We start from the raw sequence: 14,747 nt of genomic DNA, 5'->3' as shown, positions 1-14,747 counted from the left end.
GACAACAACCAGCTCCTGTTCGTGAATCCGCACTAGGGTAGACGTCGCGTGCAGCATGATCAATGACTTGTCATTTCAGGTCATTGAGGCGTGCGGCTCGGGTGTTTACTGTTTGACCCTGCCTGTGACCGAGCCCGCCGCAAGAGGCTTGGCACTTTTCCGTGATCCGCCTGTGGAGTTCCCATGGCCGCTGCTTCCTATCCTCATCTGCTGGCACCGCTGGACCTGGGCTTCACCACCCTGCGCAACCGAAGCTTGATGGGCTCCATGCACACGGGTCTCGAGGAAAAGCCCGGTGGCTTCGAGCGCATGGCAGCGTATTTCGCCGAGCGTGCGCGGGGTGGGGTCGGCCTCATCGTCACCGGCGGCATCGCCCCGAACGAAGAGGGCGGAGTGTATGCCGGGGCGGCGAAGCTGAGCACGCCCGAGGAAGCGCAGCGGCATGAAATCGTCACCAAGGCCGTGCACGCGGCGGGCGGCAAGATCTGCCTGCAGATACTGCATGCGGGGCGCTATGCCTACAGTCCCAAGCTGGTGGCACCCAGCGCCATCCAGGCGCCGATCAATCCGTTCAAGCCGCTGGAGCTGGACGAGCAGGGCATTCGGAAACAGATCGCCGATTTCGTAAGCTGTGCCCGGCTGGCCCAGTCGGCCGGCTACGACGGCGTTGAAATCATGGGGTCGGAAGGCTACTTCATCAACCAGTTCCTGGCGGCTCACAGCAACCAGCGCAGCGATCGCTGGGGCGGCAGCTATGCCAATCGCATGCGCCTGGCGGTGGAGATCGTCGGGCAGGTGCGGCAGGCGGTCGGGCGCGAGTTCATCATCATCTTTCGCCTGTCGATGCTCGACCTGATCGAAGGCGGCAGTGTCTGGGAGGAAGTGGTCGAACTGGCGCAGGCAGTCGAGGCCGCCGGGGCCACCCTGATCAACACGGGCATCGGCTGGCACGAAGCGCGCATTCCGACCATCGCCACCAAGGTGCCACGTGCGGCGTTCAGCAAGGTCACCGCCAAGCTGCGCACGGCGGTGCGGCTGCCGCTGATCACCACCAATCGCATCAACACCCCGGAGGTAGCCGAGCGCGTTCTCGCCGAGGGCGACGCGGATATGGTTTCGATGGCCCGGCCGTTTCTGGCCGACCCCGAATTCATCAACAAGGCTGCGGCCAGCCGCGGCGACGAGATCAACACCTGCATTGGCTGCAATCAGGCCTGCCTTGACCACACCTTCGCCGGCAAGTTGACCAGTTGCCTGGTCAACCCACGCGCCTGCCATGAGACCGAACTCAATTACCTGCCCGTGACTCAGGTGCGCCGGATCGCTGTGGTCGGCGCCGGGCCGGCAGGGCTGGCCGCAGCGACCGTGGCGGCCGAGCGCGGACATGCGGTGACCCTGTTCGATTCCCGTGATGAAATCGGCGGTCAGTTCAACGTGGCCAAGCGCATTCCCGGCAAGGAAGAATTCAACGAAACCCTGCGGTATTTCGATCGTCGGCTGACCCGCCTCGGCGTCGACGTGCGCCTGGGTGCGCGGGTCGATGTCGCTGCGCTGGTCAAGGGTGGCTTCGACGAGATCGTGCTGGCCACCGGGATTGCCCCGCGGCTGCCCGACATCCCGGGCATCGACCACCCCATGGTGCTCGGCTACCTCGACGTGCTGCTCGAAAGGCGGCCCGTGGGCCCACGTGTGGCGGTGATCGGCGCCGGTGGCATCGGCTTCGACGTCAGCGAGTTCCTGGTGCATCAGGGGCCGTTCACCAGCCTCGATCGCGAGGCCTTCTGGCAGGAATGGGGTATCGACCTGACGCTGCAGGCCCGCGGTGGCGTGGCCGGGGTTGCGGCGCAGACCCATGCACCGGCGCGCGAGGTGTATCTGCTGCAGCGCAAGGCCGGCAAGGTGGGCGACGGCCTGGGCAAGACCACTGGCTGGATCCATCGCGCCGGTCTGAAGAACAAGGGCGTGCGCATGGTCAACAGCGTCGAGTACCTGAAGATCGACGACGACGGCCTGCACGTTCGGGTCGCCGGGGGCGAGCCACGGGTGCTGCCAGTGGACAACGTAGTGATCTGCGCAGGGCAGGATCCGTTGCGCGAGCTGGAGCAGGGGCTGCGCGAAGCCGGGCAGCACGTGCACCTTATCGGCGGCGCCGACGTGGCCGCCGAACTTGACGCCAAACGGGCCATCGATCAAGGCTCGCGCCTGGCGGCGGTGCTGTAGAATCGGCTGCCGCGCCGGACCCGACGCGGCCCTCTTCGTTTCCTTTGGCTGGCCAGGCATCCATGCTTCTCGATCTACCGCGTGCACCGCTGCAACCCTTGCGACTTTCCTGGCTCGGCGCGGCCGGCATAGAGGCTGCCGTGCTGCGCCTGGACCTCGTCGACCCGCTCATCAGCGGCAACAAGGCATTCAAGTTGCAGCATCACCTGCTGGCCGCCCAGGCCAGTGGCTGCAGCGGCATCATCAGCCTGGGCGGGGCCCATTCCAATCACCTGCATGCCCTGGCTGCCGCCGGCAAGCGCCTGGGCCTGCGCACGGTCGGGCTGCTGCGCGGCCATGCTCAGGCCACGCCGACCGTGAGCGACTTGCAGCAATGGGGCATGGAGCTGCACTGGCTGGGTTACGAGGGCTATCGTCAGCGCCACCGGGACGACTTCTGGGCCCCCTGGCAGGCACGCTACCCCGATCTGCGGCCGGTACCCGAGGGCGGCGGTGGGCTGCTGGGGGCCAAGGGCTGCGCCGTCCTGCCCTTGCAGGTGCAGGCGCAGCTCGCAGACATGGGGTGGGACGATTTCGATGGATGGTGGCTGGCCGTGGGTACCGGTACGACATTGGCTGGCCTGGTCCTCGCCGAAGCCGGCCGCCGCTGGGTGTACGGGGCGGTGGCGGTAGGGCCGAAGCATGGCGTGAGCGAGCAGGTCAATGCACTGTGTGGCGAGAGGGGTCATAGCTTGATCGACGCTAGTCGTGGCGGCTTTGCCAGGATGGACAGCGAACTGCTCGCGTTCATGCACGCCTGTGAAGCCGAGTCGGGCATTCCATTGGAGCCGGTGTACACGGCCAAGGCGCTGTGGGCCTTGCGCGATGCCTGTGCGGCAGGCTCGCTGCGGCCGGGTTGTCGTCTGGTGTTCGTGCACACCGGTGGCTTGCAGGGATGGCGCGCCGCCACCTGAACGGTCAGTCGCGGTGCGGCAGCATGCGTCGCAGGGTGTTGTCATGGCGCAGGTAATGGTGGGCCAGGCCCAGCACGCCGTGCAGGCCGATCAACCAATAGCCCCAGCCGGCAATGCTCATGTGCCATTCCTGCAAGCGTCCGCCGAGGTCGCGGTCCTCGGCGATCAGGTGGGGCAGTTCGATGCCCCAGAACGATACGGACCTGTTCTGTGCGCTGAGGATCAGCCAGCCCAGCAGCGGCAGGCCGATCATCAGTGCGTAGAGTGCGGCGTGCATCAGGCTCGCCAGACGCGTCTGCCACACCGGCAGCGGCGGCACGATGCGCGGCGTGACACCCAGGCTGCGCACCAGCAGACGCAGCCAGACCAGCAGCCCCACGCTCAGGCCCAGCATGAAGTGGAACTGCACGATCAGCGCGCGTGCGCCACTGCCTCTGACGAACTGGCCACGCAGCTCGATGCAGGCATAGGTGGCGGCCAACAGGACCAGCATCGACCAGTGCAGGGCGATAGACAGGCTGCCATAGCGGGCGTGGGTGTTTCTCCAGTTCATCGGGTGACTACTCGGGCGGTCATGCACAGGGTATCGGGCCGGCCATGGACATCTTTAGCCGCCCCTGCGATTCACACGCCCGGCAGGGCCGGCCAGGCATCGGCGACCAGGAAAACCCGTTCGGCTTCCTGCCAGTCGCCGTGGTCGTCGCGGGTCAGGCGCACGAGCATCTGCGCTGCGGCGAGCGGGTCCAGTTGCTGCATCCAGGCCTTGAGCTGATCGGGTGCCCAGGCGTCGGCGGCGGCGAGGCGTGCCGGCGCCAGCCAGGCATCGCGCGGCAACGGCTGCCAGCGACCCTCCGGGCGTTGCTCGACGAAAATGGGCCAGTCGCGCTGATGCACCCAGCTGCCGCGCAGATGATCCGGGTGGGCGTGCTCGGGTGACTGGGCCTGACCGGGCCAGGGATAGAACAGATAGCCGCCGAGCCACAGGTGCGCGTCGAACTGCTCGATGCCCAGGGCCAGCATGGCCTCGCGACCCTCGCTGGAGGTGGAGATGGGCAACTGGTGCTCGGTCAGGTGGGTCAGCTTGCGACCCAGCCGATCCTGGCTGTTGGGACCCAGCCACTGGAAAACATCGCGACCGTCGGCGGCCACCGGGCCCAGGTAGAGCTTGATCGCCAGTTCCAGATGATGCACCCCGTCGCGGTCGCGGATCACCATGTCGAGCTCGCCCAGGGTGTGCTTGTCACGACGGATCGGCAGGTTGGCCGCCAGCGGCTCGATACCGGGAGCCTGCTGCAGGGCGAACTGCCAGAGGCGTTCGTAGTAGAGGCCCAGGCGCCGGGTAGGGGCCTGCGCCAGCCAGTCGAGCAGCGGTTGGCTGGCGTCGTCCAGACCGTTCAGCCACGCCTGCAGGTGCTCGGGCCGTTCGGCCCAGGTGCTGCCTGCCAGTGGATGACGTTGCTGCCAGGGCGCCGTGTGCAGCAGGGGTGGGGCGAGGATGACCCACGCCAGGTCGCGCACTTGGGGCTGGCGCAGGCGGCGCGGAAAGTCGGCAAGGGCAGCGAATGGATTCATGGGACGGTCCCGGTCAATGGCGCGGTGGTGGAAAGGGTTTTGTGCGGCAACGGCTTTACTCCATAATCCAGATCCGTATTTGTGTCCGCAACCGGCGGTTGCGCGACAGCGTTGTGGAATGTGCCTGGCGCATCCCGATAGCCAGACCAGACCCGAGCAGGAGCCTCATGGAGCAATTTCGCAACATCGGTATCATTGGCCGCCTCGGCAGCTCGCAGGTGCTCGATACCATTCGCCGCCTCAAGCGCTTCCTGCTGGACAGGCACATGCATGTCATTCTCGAGGACACGATCGCCGAAGTGCTGCCGGGGCACAACCTGCAGACGTCATCGCGCAAGATGCTGGGCGAGGTCTGCGACCTGGTCATCGTGGTCGGCGGCGACGGCAGCCTGCTGGGCGCAGCGCGGGCACTGGCGCGACACAACACGCCGGTGCTGGGGATCAACCGCGGCAGCCTGGGGTTTCTTACCGACATCCGCCCCGACGAGCTCGAGGTCAAGGTGGCCGAGGTGCTCGATGGTCACTACCTGGTCGAAAACCGTTTTCTGCTCGAGGCCGAGGTTCGCCGCCATGGCGAGGCCATTGGCCAGGGCGACGCGCTCAACGATGTGGTACTTCACCCCGGCAAGTCGACCCGCATGATCGAGTTCGAGATCTACATCGACGGCCAGTTCGTCTGCAGCCAGAAGGCCGACGGCCTGATCCTGGCCACGCCGACCGGCTCCACCGCCTACGCGCTGTCGGCGGGTGGGCCGATCATGCATCCCAAGCTCGATGCCATCGTGATCGTGCCCATGTACCCGCACACCCTCTCGGGTCGGCCGATCGTCGTCGACGGCAACAGCGAGATGAAAATCGTTGTCTCAAAGAACATGCAGATCTACCCGCAGGTTTCATGCGATGGCCAGAACCATTTCACCTGCGCTCCGGGCGACACCGTCACGGTGCGCAAGAAATCGCAGAAACTGCGCCTGATCCACCCCCTGGACCACAACTACTACGAAGTGTGCCGGACCAAACTCGGCTGGGGCAGCCGGCTCGGCAATACCGGAGGCGATTGATGCTTGACCCGGCGCGAAGTTATGACCTGATCGGCGATGTGCACGGATGCGCGCATACCCTCGAACATCTGCTCGACCGGCTGGGCTATCACAAGCAGGGCGGCGTGTGGCGGCATGCTTCGCGCCAGGCGCTGTTCCTGGGCGACATCATCGACCGCGGGCCGCGTATCCGCGAGTCGCTGCACATTGTCCACGACATGGTCGAGGCCGATCAGGCGCGCTGCATCATGGGCAATCACGAGTTCAATGCATTGGGCTGGAGCACCCCGGCATTGCCCGGCAGCGGCAAGCAGTACGTGCGCGAGCACGTGCCGCGGCACGAGCGTCTGCTCCAGGCGACGCTGGACCAGTTCGCCCACCACCCCGGCGACTGGCACGATTTCCTCGGCTGGTTCTACGAGTTGCCGCTGTTCATTGATGCCGAGCGCTTTCGCCTGGTGCACGCGTGCTGGGATGCCGGCCTGATCGAACCTTTGCGCCGCCAGCACCCGGATGGCTGCATCGACGCCCATTTTCTCCAGGCATCGGCGGTCAAGGGCAGCTTTGCCTGCCAGGTCTTCGATCGGCTGTTGCGCGGCACCGACATGCGCTTGCCCGACGGCCTGACGCTGACGGGCGCCGATGGCCTGAGCCGTGCGTTCTTTCGCACCAAGTTCTGGGAAGACAACCCGCAAACCTACGGCGACGTGGTATTCCAGCCCGATGCACTGCCTGACGATGTAGCCTGCGCGCCGTTGAGTCCGGAACAGAAAAGCGCTCTGCTGCGTTATGGGGTCGACGAGCCATTGCTGTTCGTCGGTCACTACTGGCGCAGCGGGCGACCGGCGGCGATACGCCCGAACCTGGCCTGCCTGGACTACAGCGCGGTGCTGTACGGCAAACTGGTGGCGTACCGCCTGGATCAGGAAACCCGCATCGATCCGCGCAAGTTCGCGTGGGTCGAGGTCGAGCGCCCGGAGGCGTTTTGATGAGTGCAATTGCTGTAATGCGTCTGCCGTTGAACACCGATCTGAGTGGCTTCGTGGGCCTGTTGAGGCGTCTGAAGGTGCCCCATCGCGTCAGCGAGGAGCAGGGCAGTCAAGTGTTGTGGGTACCCGACGAGCGTCTGGCCCAGGATGTTCGCGAGCTGTACCAGCGCTACCCTGAGGGCAATGCCGAGGTCGATCCTGAATTGATGGCGCGGCATGCGCCGGTGCGCGGTCCGGGGTTTGCCCAGCAGCTCAAGTCCAGCCCCGCCACCGCCCTGGTGCTGCTGGCCTGTCTGGTGGTGGCGGGGTTGACGCTTCTGGGCGAGAACCTGAGTAACCTGCGCTGGCTGACCTTTCTCGATTTTCAGGTCAACGGTGAATACATCTATTTCACGCCCTTGGCCGATACCTTGGCCAGCGGCCAGTGGTGGCGGCTGTTCAGCCCCATGCTGATTCATTTCGGCTTGTTGCATCTGGCGATGAATGCCTTGTGGTACTGGGAGCTTGGGCGACGCATCGAGGCGCTGCAGGGGCGCATCAACCTGATCGGTCTGACCCTGTCGTTCAGCCTGGTCTCCAACGTGGTCCAGTACCTGGTCAGCGGGCCCAGTCTGTTTGGCGGTTTGTCGGGCGTGCTGTATGGCTTGCTGGGGCACTGCTGGCTGTACCAGTGGCTGGCGCCCAACCCGATCTACCGCCTGCCGCGCGGCGTGCTGGTGATGATGCTGGTGTGGCTGGCGCTGTGCATGAGCGGGTTGGTCAGCGTGCTGGGCTTCGGCGAAATCGCCAATGGCGCGCACGTCGGTGGCCTGCTGATCGGCTGCGCGACCGGCTTGGTCGGCGGCTTTCTGGCCCGCCGCAAGATTCGCTGAACGCAAGCCGCGTCGGCGGTGGGTGCGGTTGGAAATTGGACGGCTGCTCTTTCGGTCCGGGGTAACTGCGGGCACAATGCGGGTCCTTTTTTTGGCTGGCCATGCCTGGGGCCTCGAAATGATCAATACGCCGTACTACCTCATCGACAAACAGAAGCTCTTGGGCAACCTGGAGAAGATCGCCTACGTGCGTGAACACTCCGGGGCCAAGGCGTTGCTGGCGCTCAAGTGCTTCGCCACCTGGTCGGTGTTCGACCTGATGGAGCAGTACATGGACGGCACCACGTCGTCGTCCCTGTACGAGCTCAAGCTGGGTCGGCAGAAGTTCGCCGGCGAAACCCACGCCTACAGCGTGGCCTGGGCCGACGACGAGATCGAGGAGATGCTCGCCAACTGCGACAAGATCATCTTCAACTCGATCGGCCAACTGCAGCGTTTCGCCCAGGCGTCCCAAGGCAAGACCCGCGGTCTGCGGGTCAACCCGCAGGTGAGCAGTTCCGACTATCTGCTGGCCGATCCGGCGCGTCCGTTCAGCCGCCTGGGCGAATGGGACCCAGCCAAGGTCGAGACGGTGATCGAGCAGATCTCCGGCTTCATGTTCCACAACAACTGCGAGAACGGTGATTTCGCCCTGTTCGACCAGATGCTGGGGACCATCGAAGAGCGCTTCGGTCACCTGCTGCACAAGGTCGAATGGGTCAGCCTCGGTGGCGGCATTCATTTCACCGGCGAAGGCTATGCTCTGGACGAGTTCTGCGCCCGGCTCAAGGCCTTTTCGCAGAAGTACGGCGTGCAGGTGTACCTGGAGCCTGGCGAGGCGGCGATCACCAACAGTGCCTCGCTGGAAGTCACCGTGCTCGACACCCTCTACAACGGCAAGCACCTGGCCGTGGTCGACAGCTCGATCGAAGCGCACATGCTCGACCTGCTGATCTACCGGCTCAATGCGAAGCTTGCGCCCAGCAGCGGCGAACACACCTACATGGTGTGCGGAAAATCCTGCCTGGCCGGGGATATTTTCGGTGAATACCCGTTCGAGCGCCCTCTGGCCATCGGTGATCGCCTGTCGTTCGTCGACGCGGCGGGCTACACCATGGTCAAGAAAAACTGGTTCAACGGCTTGAAGATGCCGTCCATCGTAGTGAAACAACTCGACGGTACAGTCGAGGTGGTTCGTGAGTTTGGGTTCGAAGACTACCTGTCCAGCCTTTCGTGAGCGGACAGCCGAGGAGAAGTGAATAAATTGAAGAAGAACGTTCTTATCATTGGTGCAGGAGGTGTTGCCAAGGTGGTGGCCCACAAGTGCGCGCAGCACAACGATGAACTTGGTCGTATTGCCATCGCGTCGCGCAACATCTCCAAATGCCAGGCCATCATCGACAGCGTCAAGGCCAAGGGCAGCCTCAAGCAGCCCGCCGACATCAAGGCTTTCGCGCTCGATGCGCTGGATGTCGAGGCGACCAAGGCGCTGATCGTGGAAACCGAATCGCAGATCGTCATCAACGTCGGTTCCGCCTTTCTGAACATGTCGGTACTGCGTGCCTGCATCGACACCGGCGTGGCCTACCTGGACACCGCCATCCACGAAGAACCGGGCAAGGTCTGTGAAACGCCGCCCTGGTATGGCAACTACGAGTGGAAACACCTGGAAGAGTGCCAGCAGAAAAACGTGACGGCCATTCTGGGTGTGGGCTTCGATCCAGGCGTGGTCAATGCCTATGCCGCGCTGGCGCAGCAACAGCATTTCGATCGGATCGATTCGATCGATATCCTCGACGTCAATGCTGGCTCCCACGGCAAGTATTTCGCCACCAATTTCGATCCGGAAATCAATTTCCGCGAGTTCACCGGGCAGGTCTGGAGCTGGCAGAACAGCCAGTGGACCAGCAACACCATGTTCGAAGTCAAACGCACCGATGACCTGCCGGTAGTGGGTTCGCAGAACCTTTACCTGACCGGGCATGACGAAGTGCATTCGTTGTCGAAGAATCTCGATGTGCCCAACGTGCGCTTCTGGATGAGCTTCGGTGAGCATTACATCAATGTGTTCACGGTGCTGAAGAATCTCGGTCTGCTGTCCGAGCAGCCGGTGACGACTGCCGAAGGCCTGCAGGTGGTGCCGCTCAAGGTGGTCAAGGCAGTCCTGCCGGATCCGTCGTCGCTGGCACCGGGCTATACCGGCAAGACCTGCATCGGCGATCTGGTCAAAGGCACTCGCAACGGCCAGCCGCACGAAATGTTCATCTACAACGTTGCGGACCACGAAGACGCCTACGCCGAAACCGACAGCCAGGGTATTTCCTACACCGCGGGTGTGCCGCCCGTGGCTGCAGCCCTGTTGGTCGCCCGCGGCGAATGGGACGTGCAGCGCATGGCCAACGTCGAAGAGCTGCCGGCCGAGCCGTTCCTCAGGGCGCTCGACGCCATGGGCCTGCCGACGCGTATCAAGGACGCCTCCGGTGACCGTGCCTGGGATGCCAACGCGTAATCCGCTGTAAATGCCGGTGTGGGAGCGGTCTGTGGCCGCGAAAAGGGCCCCGCGATTGTTTGCTGGACCGCGGTGCCTGGTTCGCGGCCACTGGCCGCTCCTACGGGACGGTGTGCAGAGTGATTCCCGAGAGTAGCAACAGGGGTCGCGGTATTTAGTGGATTAACCGTTCGTCTGGCGCGAGTCGGGAATTTTGGAACATCAAGTTGCTATCAGCGGCCTGATATTTCGTAACGTTCCCACTCTCGTGCGAGGCAATAACAATGATCAAGACTGACCGCAAATGGATGGTAGCGCTGTGCGCCGCCGGCGTGGCAATGGCGTTGAGCGGTTGCGCTCGCGATCCAGAAAAACGCTCGGTTTCCGAACTCGCCGTGAGCGGCACCAAGAGCATGTTCCGTACCGATTCGGACATGCAGACCGTCCTGAACAAATTCGCCAGCTTCGATGCCAAGGCCGTGGAGAAGATCACGGCAGTCGAGGCACGGCAGCAACCTACCATCGCCGACGCCGTGAAAGGCGTGCTCGCCGATGAGAAACGCGACAGCACCCCGACTGTACTGGTCCCCGGCGTCACCACCCGTGACATCACCGTACCTGGCGCCGCAGGCTCTTTGCCAGCAACCGTCTACACGCCTGAAGGCACCGGCCCGTTCCCGGTGGTCCTGTATTTCCACGGCGGTGGCTGGGTGTTTGCCGATCGCAAGGTGTATGACGGCGGCGCTCGCGGGATCTCCAAGCAAGCCAATGCCGTGGTCGTCTCCGTGGACTACCGCCGCGCGCCCGAAAACAAATTCCCCGCAGCTCACGATGATGCACTGGCTGCCTATCGCTGGTTGAGCAAGAACGCCGCCTCCGTCAACGGTGACGCGAAGCGCCTGGCACTGGCCGGTGAAAGCGCCGGCGGCAACCTAGCCGTGGCAACCGCCGTGGCCGCACACAAGGCCGGTTTGACCGCGCCCAAGCACGTGCTGTCGGTTTATCCCGTTGCTCAGTCCAACACCGAAACCGAGTCCTATCGCAAATACGCCGACGCCATGCCCCTCAACCGTCCGATGATGCTGTGGTTCATCGACAACGTGACCAAGGGTCCGGCCGACGTGAAGGATCCACGTATCGACCTGGTGCATGCCGACCTCAAGGGCCTGCCACCGGTGACCGTGATCAACGCCGAAATCGACCCACTGCGTGACGATGGTGCCCAGCTGGAACAGGCGCTGCGTACTGCAGGTGTCAGCGTCGAGCGCAAGGTCTATCCAGGCGTGACCCACGAATTCTTCGGCACCGCAGCCGTGGTGAAAAAAGCCGAAGAAGCGCAGGCCTATGCCGGTGAGCGTCTGAAAGCCGACCTGGCCAAATAACAAGAACATCCACCGTGATAAAGACCTGAACCGAGCCGAGGTGTGCACATGAGCCATTCTTCAGACACTCAATATCCAGACAGTCAATTGCCAGGCAATCGACTGACCGTCACTCCACTGGTGTTTCAGCCCTCATTCGAGCAGGTGCCCGACGACGAGGAAGACACCAGCCGACAGCTGACGGAAGTGATGCGCAGCATTCTGGACACCACGTTCGAAGACGGCGGCCACGCGTTGCGTGGCGTGCATGCCAAGGCTCATGGGTTGGTACGCGGGCACGTCACGGTGCTCGATGGTCTTCCTGCGCCGTTGGCGCAGGGGGCTTTTGCCACCCCTGGAAGGTTGCCTGTGGTAATGCGTTTTTCCACCAATCCCGGTGATCTGCTGGACGACAAGGTTTCGACCCCACGGGGCCTTGGCTTGAAGATCGTCGGGGTAGAGGGTGCTCGTTTGCCGGGCAGCGAGGGGGACGTCACCCAGGATTTCGTCATGCAGAACGCCAAGGCGTTCACGGCAGCCACGCCCAAGGCTTTCCTGAAGAATCTCAAGCTGCTGGCCAAGACCACCGACAAAGGTCCGGGCCTGAAGAAAGCCTTTTCGGCGCTTCTGCGCGGTGTGGAGTCGGTGATCGAAACCATGGGCGGCGAGAGCGGCACGCTGAAGAGCATGGGTGGGCATCCGCTGACCCATGTGCTCGGTGAAACCTTCTACAGTGTGGTGCCGTTCCTGTATGGCGAGCATTACGCCAAGCTGGCGGTGGTGCCGGTGGCACCGTCGCTGACCGAGTTGACGGATCAAGCCGTCGACCTGGACGATAAACCGGACGGCCTGCGTGAAGCGGTCAGTCATTATTTTGCAAGCCATGGGGGTACGTGGGAAGTGCGTATCCAACTGGCCACCGATCTCGACGAAATGCCGATCGAGGACGCTTCGAAAGTCTGGTCCGAAGAGCTGAGCCCCTACGTCACCGTGGCGCGTATCGAGGTGCCGGCGCAGGCGGCCTGGAGCGAAGAGGCTATTCAGACCATCAACGAGCAGATGTCATTCAGCCCGTGGCACGGGCTGGCCGCGCACCGTCCTCTGGGTGGCGTCATGCGCGTGCGCAAGCCGACCTATGAAATGTCCGCAGGCTTTCGCGCCCAGCACAACGGCTGCCCCATTCACGAGCCGCGCTGAACAACTCGGCCTTTGGTCAGTGGCCGGCCGACGCGTAGGCGGGAAACCGGGTGGTGAAGGTGGTGCCGGCCTCGGCGCTGGAGACCACCTCGACTATGCCACCGTGGGCCTTGGCGATCTCGCTGACGATGAACAGGCCAAGGCCCACGCTACGGACTTCGCGACCCGCTTCGGAGCCCCGCGTCATGGGCGAGAATATCGAGCTCAACTGCGCTTCGTCGATCGCTTTGCCCTGATTGTGCACGGTGATCTCGACCGCGCCCTGGGCGGCCGCGACTCGCACCTCGATCGGAGTGGTGCCATCGCCATAGGTCATGGCATTGGACACCAGATTGCCCAGCAGCTGTGCCAGACGGTCTGCATCGGCCTGGCAGAACAGCGCTTCGTCGCTGGCGCTGAAGACGATCGTCCGTTGCGGGTAGAGCAGGCGCAGTGAATCCACGGCGGCGGCAATGGCACGGTCCAGCTGCACCGGCGCACGGCTGACGGCCAGGCCCTGGCCGATGCGAGCCTGGGTGAAGTCGAGAAGATCGTTGATCAGCCGCTGCGAACGGGCGGTGGCGTCGCTGATATGACCCAGCATCGCGCTCTGGCGCTCGGACATGTCCAGCGAACGCAGATACTGCGCAGCCATGGATACCACTTGCAGCGGGTTGCGCAAGTCGTGGCTGACGATGCCGATCATCTGCTCGGCGAACAGGGCGCGGTCGACGGCCAGTTCACGTTGCCGATTGAGTTCGTGCTCGAGCGCGACATGACGCTGCAGGGCGTCTTCGGCCTGCCGCTTGGCTTGCAGCAGTTCCTGTTCGAAACGGATTCGGTCGGCGACGATGAACGCCGATATCTCGTCGAATACCTCGCCGCAGTGATCGCGGCGACTGGCATTGAGCACCATCGGCGTGACCTTGCCGGTGGCCGTCAGGAAGTCCAGCTTGACCTCGGCAATCGAGCGCTGCATCACCAGCAACGGCATCCAGTGCGTTTGATAGAAGATGCGGCCGCCAACGGTCAGCAGCTCCTGCAGCTTGCGCACCCCGATCAGCTGTTCGCGGGTGTAGCCCAGCCAGTGGCAGAAGGTCTGGTTGACCTTGAGAATCAAGCCCTTGTTGTCGGTCAGCAGCAGGGCGCATGGCGCTTGCTGGTAGAGCGCCTCGGCATCGGGGATGCCTGGGGGCTCGGCGATCATGCCGGCAAGCGGCCGTAGGTCTGGGTCAGGAACGCCTCGATGGCGCCGATGCAGGCTGCAGGCTGGCTAAGGTGCGGGCAGTGGCCTTCGTTCTCGATGACGACCATCCGGCAGTCGGTGATTGCTTCGGTCAGGTACTGGCCAACGGCTTTGGGCGCGATGAAGTCGTCCGAAGACTGGATCACCAGCACCGGCTCGCGTAGCGCGCGCACGTCCGTGCGGCTGTCGGTGAGGAAGGTGACGCGGGCAAAACGCTTGGCGATGTCGGGGTCGGTCTGGCAGAAACTGTTGGTCAGCTCGACGCCCAGTTCCGGGTGTTCGGGATTGCCCATGATGCTCGGCGCCATGGCACTGGACCAGCCCAGATAGTTGCTTTCGAGGGTCGCGAGCAGGGCGTCGATATCGTCGCGGCTGAAGCCGCCGGGGTAGTCCGCATCGGTAATGTAGCAGGGCGATGGGCCAACCATGGCATGGGCGCCGATCAGTCCGGGGCTGCGGTTGGCGGCCATGGCGCCGGCCATCGCGCCGACCGAATGGCCGATGAACACCACCGGGCCCTCGCCGAACTCCTGAATGATCTCGACGATGTCGTCGGCGTAGCCCGCCAGTGTCGAGTACTTGTCGATGTCGTAGGCGCCGACATCCGAATTGCCGCAGCCGACCATGTCGAACAGCACTGTCCGGTAATGCTTGGCAAAGGTCGGCTCGACCAGCCGCCACATGTTCTGGTCGCAGCCAAAACCGTGGGCGAACACCAGCGTCAACGGACCTTGGCCCTTGATCACCACGTTGTTGCGAGCCTGAACCGACATCCGTGAAATTCCTGTTTGCGCAAGCGAGCATGCGGGGCCAATCGGACCGCTAGTCTACCGGAGCATAGCCACCAGCGT

Annotated in this window: 13 protein-coding genes; 9 read left to right on the top strand and 4 right to left on the bottom strand. The window is 63.7% G+C overall.

The window, feature by feature from the left end:
- Positions 1-183: 183 nt before the first annotated feature.
- The gene (locus IFU31_RS16435) at positions 184-2,220 is read left to right on the top strand and encodes an NADPH-dependent 2,4-dienoyl-CoA reductase (RefSeq protein WP_192103768.1); all 2,037 of its coding nucleotides are present in this window, start codon (positions 184-186) and stop codon (positions 2,218-2,220) included.
- A gap of 62 nt (positions 2,221-2,282) precedes the next feature.
- Complete coding sequence (locus IFU31_RS16430; protein ID WP_192103767.1) at positions 2,283-3,173, top strand: 1-aminocyclopropane-1-carboxylate deaminase/D-cysteine desulfhydrase; 891 nt, start codon at positions 2,283-2,285, stop codon at positions 3,171-3,173.
- Between the two features lie 4 nt (positions 3,174-3,177).
- On the opposite strand, the gene IFU31_RS16425 is transcribed toward IFU31_RS16430, so the two are convergent.
- Entirely contained in the window at positions 3,178-3,726 is a 549-nt protein-coding gene (locus IFU31_RS16425; protein WP_122479040.1) for a cytochrome b, read from the bottom strand.
- 71 nt (positions 3,727-3,797) lie between these two features.
- Complete coding sequence (locus tag IFU31_RS16420; RefSeq protein ID WP_192103764.1) at positions 3,798-4,745, bottom strand: DUF1853 family protein; 948 nt, start codon at positions 4,743-4,745, stop codon at positions 3,798-3,800.
- A gap of 167 nt (positions 4,746-4,912) precedes the next feature.
- Between IFU31_RS16420 and IFU31_RS16415 the strand changes: the two genes are divergently transcribed.
- The 7 genes from IFU31_RS16415 to IFU31_RS16385 all read left to right on the top strand — a co-directional run bounded on the left by IFU31_RS16415 (position 4,913) and on the right by IFU31_RS16385 (position 12,671).
- Positions 4,913-5,806, top strand: coding sequence for an NAD(+) kinase (locus IFU31_RS16415; protein WP_122479037.1), 894 nt, complete (start codon positions 4,913-4,915; stop codon positions 5,804-5,806).
- A complete protein-coding gene (locus tag IFU31_RS16410; RefSeq protein WP_192103762.1) occupies positions 5,806-6,774 on the top strand; it encodes a metallophosphoesterase in 969 nt (322 codons plus the stop codon). Before IFU31_RS16415 ends, IFU31_RS16410 begins: the two co-directional genes overlap by 1 nt.
- Positions 6,774-7,646 carry a rhomboid family intramembrane serine protease gene (locus tag IFU31_RS16405; RefSeq protein WP_192103760.1) on the top strand — a complete coding sequence of 291 codons (873 nt, stop codon included), beginning with the start codon at positions 6,774-6,776 and terminating at the stop codon, positions 7,644-7,646. The genes IFU31_RS16410 and IFU31_RS16405 overlap by 1 nt, the downstream gene beginning before the upstream one ends.
- A 118-nt stretch (positions 7,647-7,764) precedes the next feature.
- Positions 7,765-8,862, top strand: a complete 1,098-nt coding sequence (locus tag IFU31_RS16400) for a carboxynorspermidine decarboxylase (protein WP_122479703.1) — start codon at positions 7,765-7,767, stop codon at positions 8,860-8,862.
- A 27-nt stretch (positions 8,863-8,889) separates the two neighbouring features.
- Positions 8,890-10,134 carry a saccharopine dehydrogenase family protein gene (locus tag IFU31_RS16395; protein WP_192103759.1) on the top strand — a complete coding sequence of 415 codons (1,245 nt, stop codon included), beginning with the start codon at positions 8,890-8,892 and terminating at the stop codon, positions 10,132-10,134.
- A 263-nt stretch (positions 10,135-10,397) separates the two neighbouring features.
- Positions 10,398-11,495: an alpha/beta hydrolase gene (locus tag IFU31_RS16390; RefSeq protein ID WP_197979658.1), complete on the top strand. Its 1,098-nt coding sequence runs from the start codon at positions 10,398-10,400 to the stop codon at positions 11,493-11,495.
- A 48-nt stretch (positions 11,496-11,543) separates the two neighbouring features.
- Entirely contained in the window at positions 11,544-12,671 is a 1,128-nt protein-coding gene (locus IFU31_RS16385) for a catalase family protein (RefSeq protein ID WP_192103758.1), read from the top strand.
- 16 nt (positions 12,672-12,687) lie between these two features.
- On the opposite strand, the gene IFU31_RS16380 is transcribed toward IFU31_RS16385, so the two are convergent.
- Positions 12,688-13,857, bottom strand: a complete 1,170-nt coding sequence (locus tag IFU31_RS16380; protein WP_192103757.1) for a PAS domain-containing sensor histidine kinase — start codon at positions 13,855-13,857, stop codon at positions 12,688-12,690.
- Positions 13,854-14,669: an alpha/beta fold hydrolase gene (locus tag IFU31_RS16375; protein WP_192103756.1), complete on the bottom strand. Its 816-nt coding sequence runs from the start codon at positions 14,667-14,669 to the stop codon at positions 13,854-13,856. Before IFU31_RS16375 ends, IFU31_RS16380 begins: the two co-directional genes overlap by 4 nt.
- Positions 14,670-14,747: the final 78 nt, after the last annotated feature.

Source organism: Pseudomonas sp. CFBP 13602 (assembly GCF_014842725.1).
GTDB classification, from domain to species: Bacteria; Pseudomonadota; Gammaproteobacteria; order Pseudomonadales; family Pseudomonadaceae; genus Aquipseudomonas; species Aquipseudomonas baltica.
This window is presented reverse-complemented; position numbering and strand designations above follow the sequence as displayed.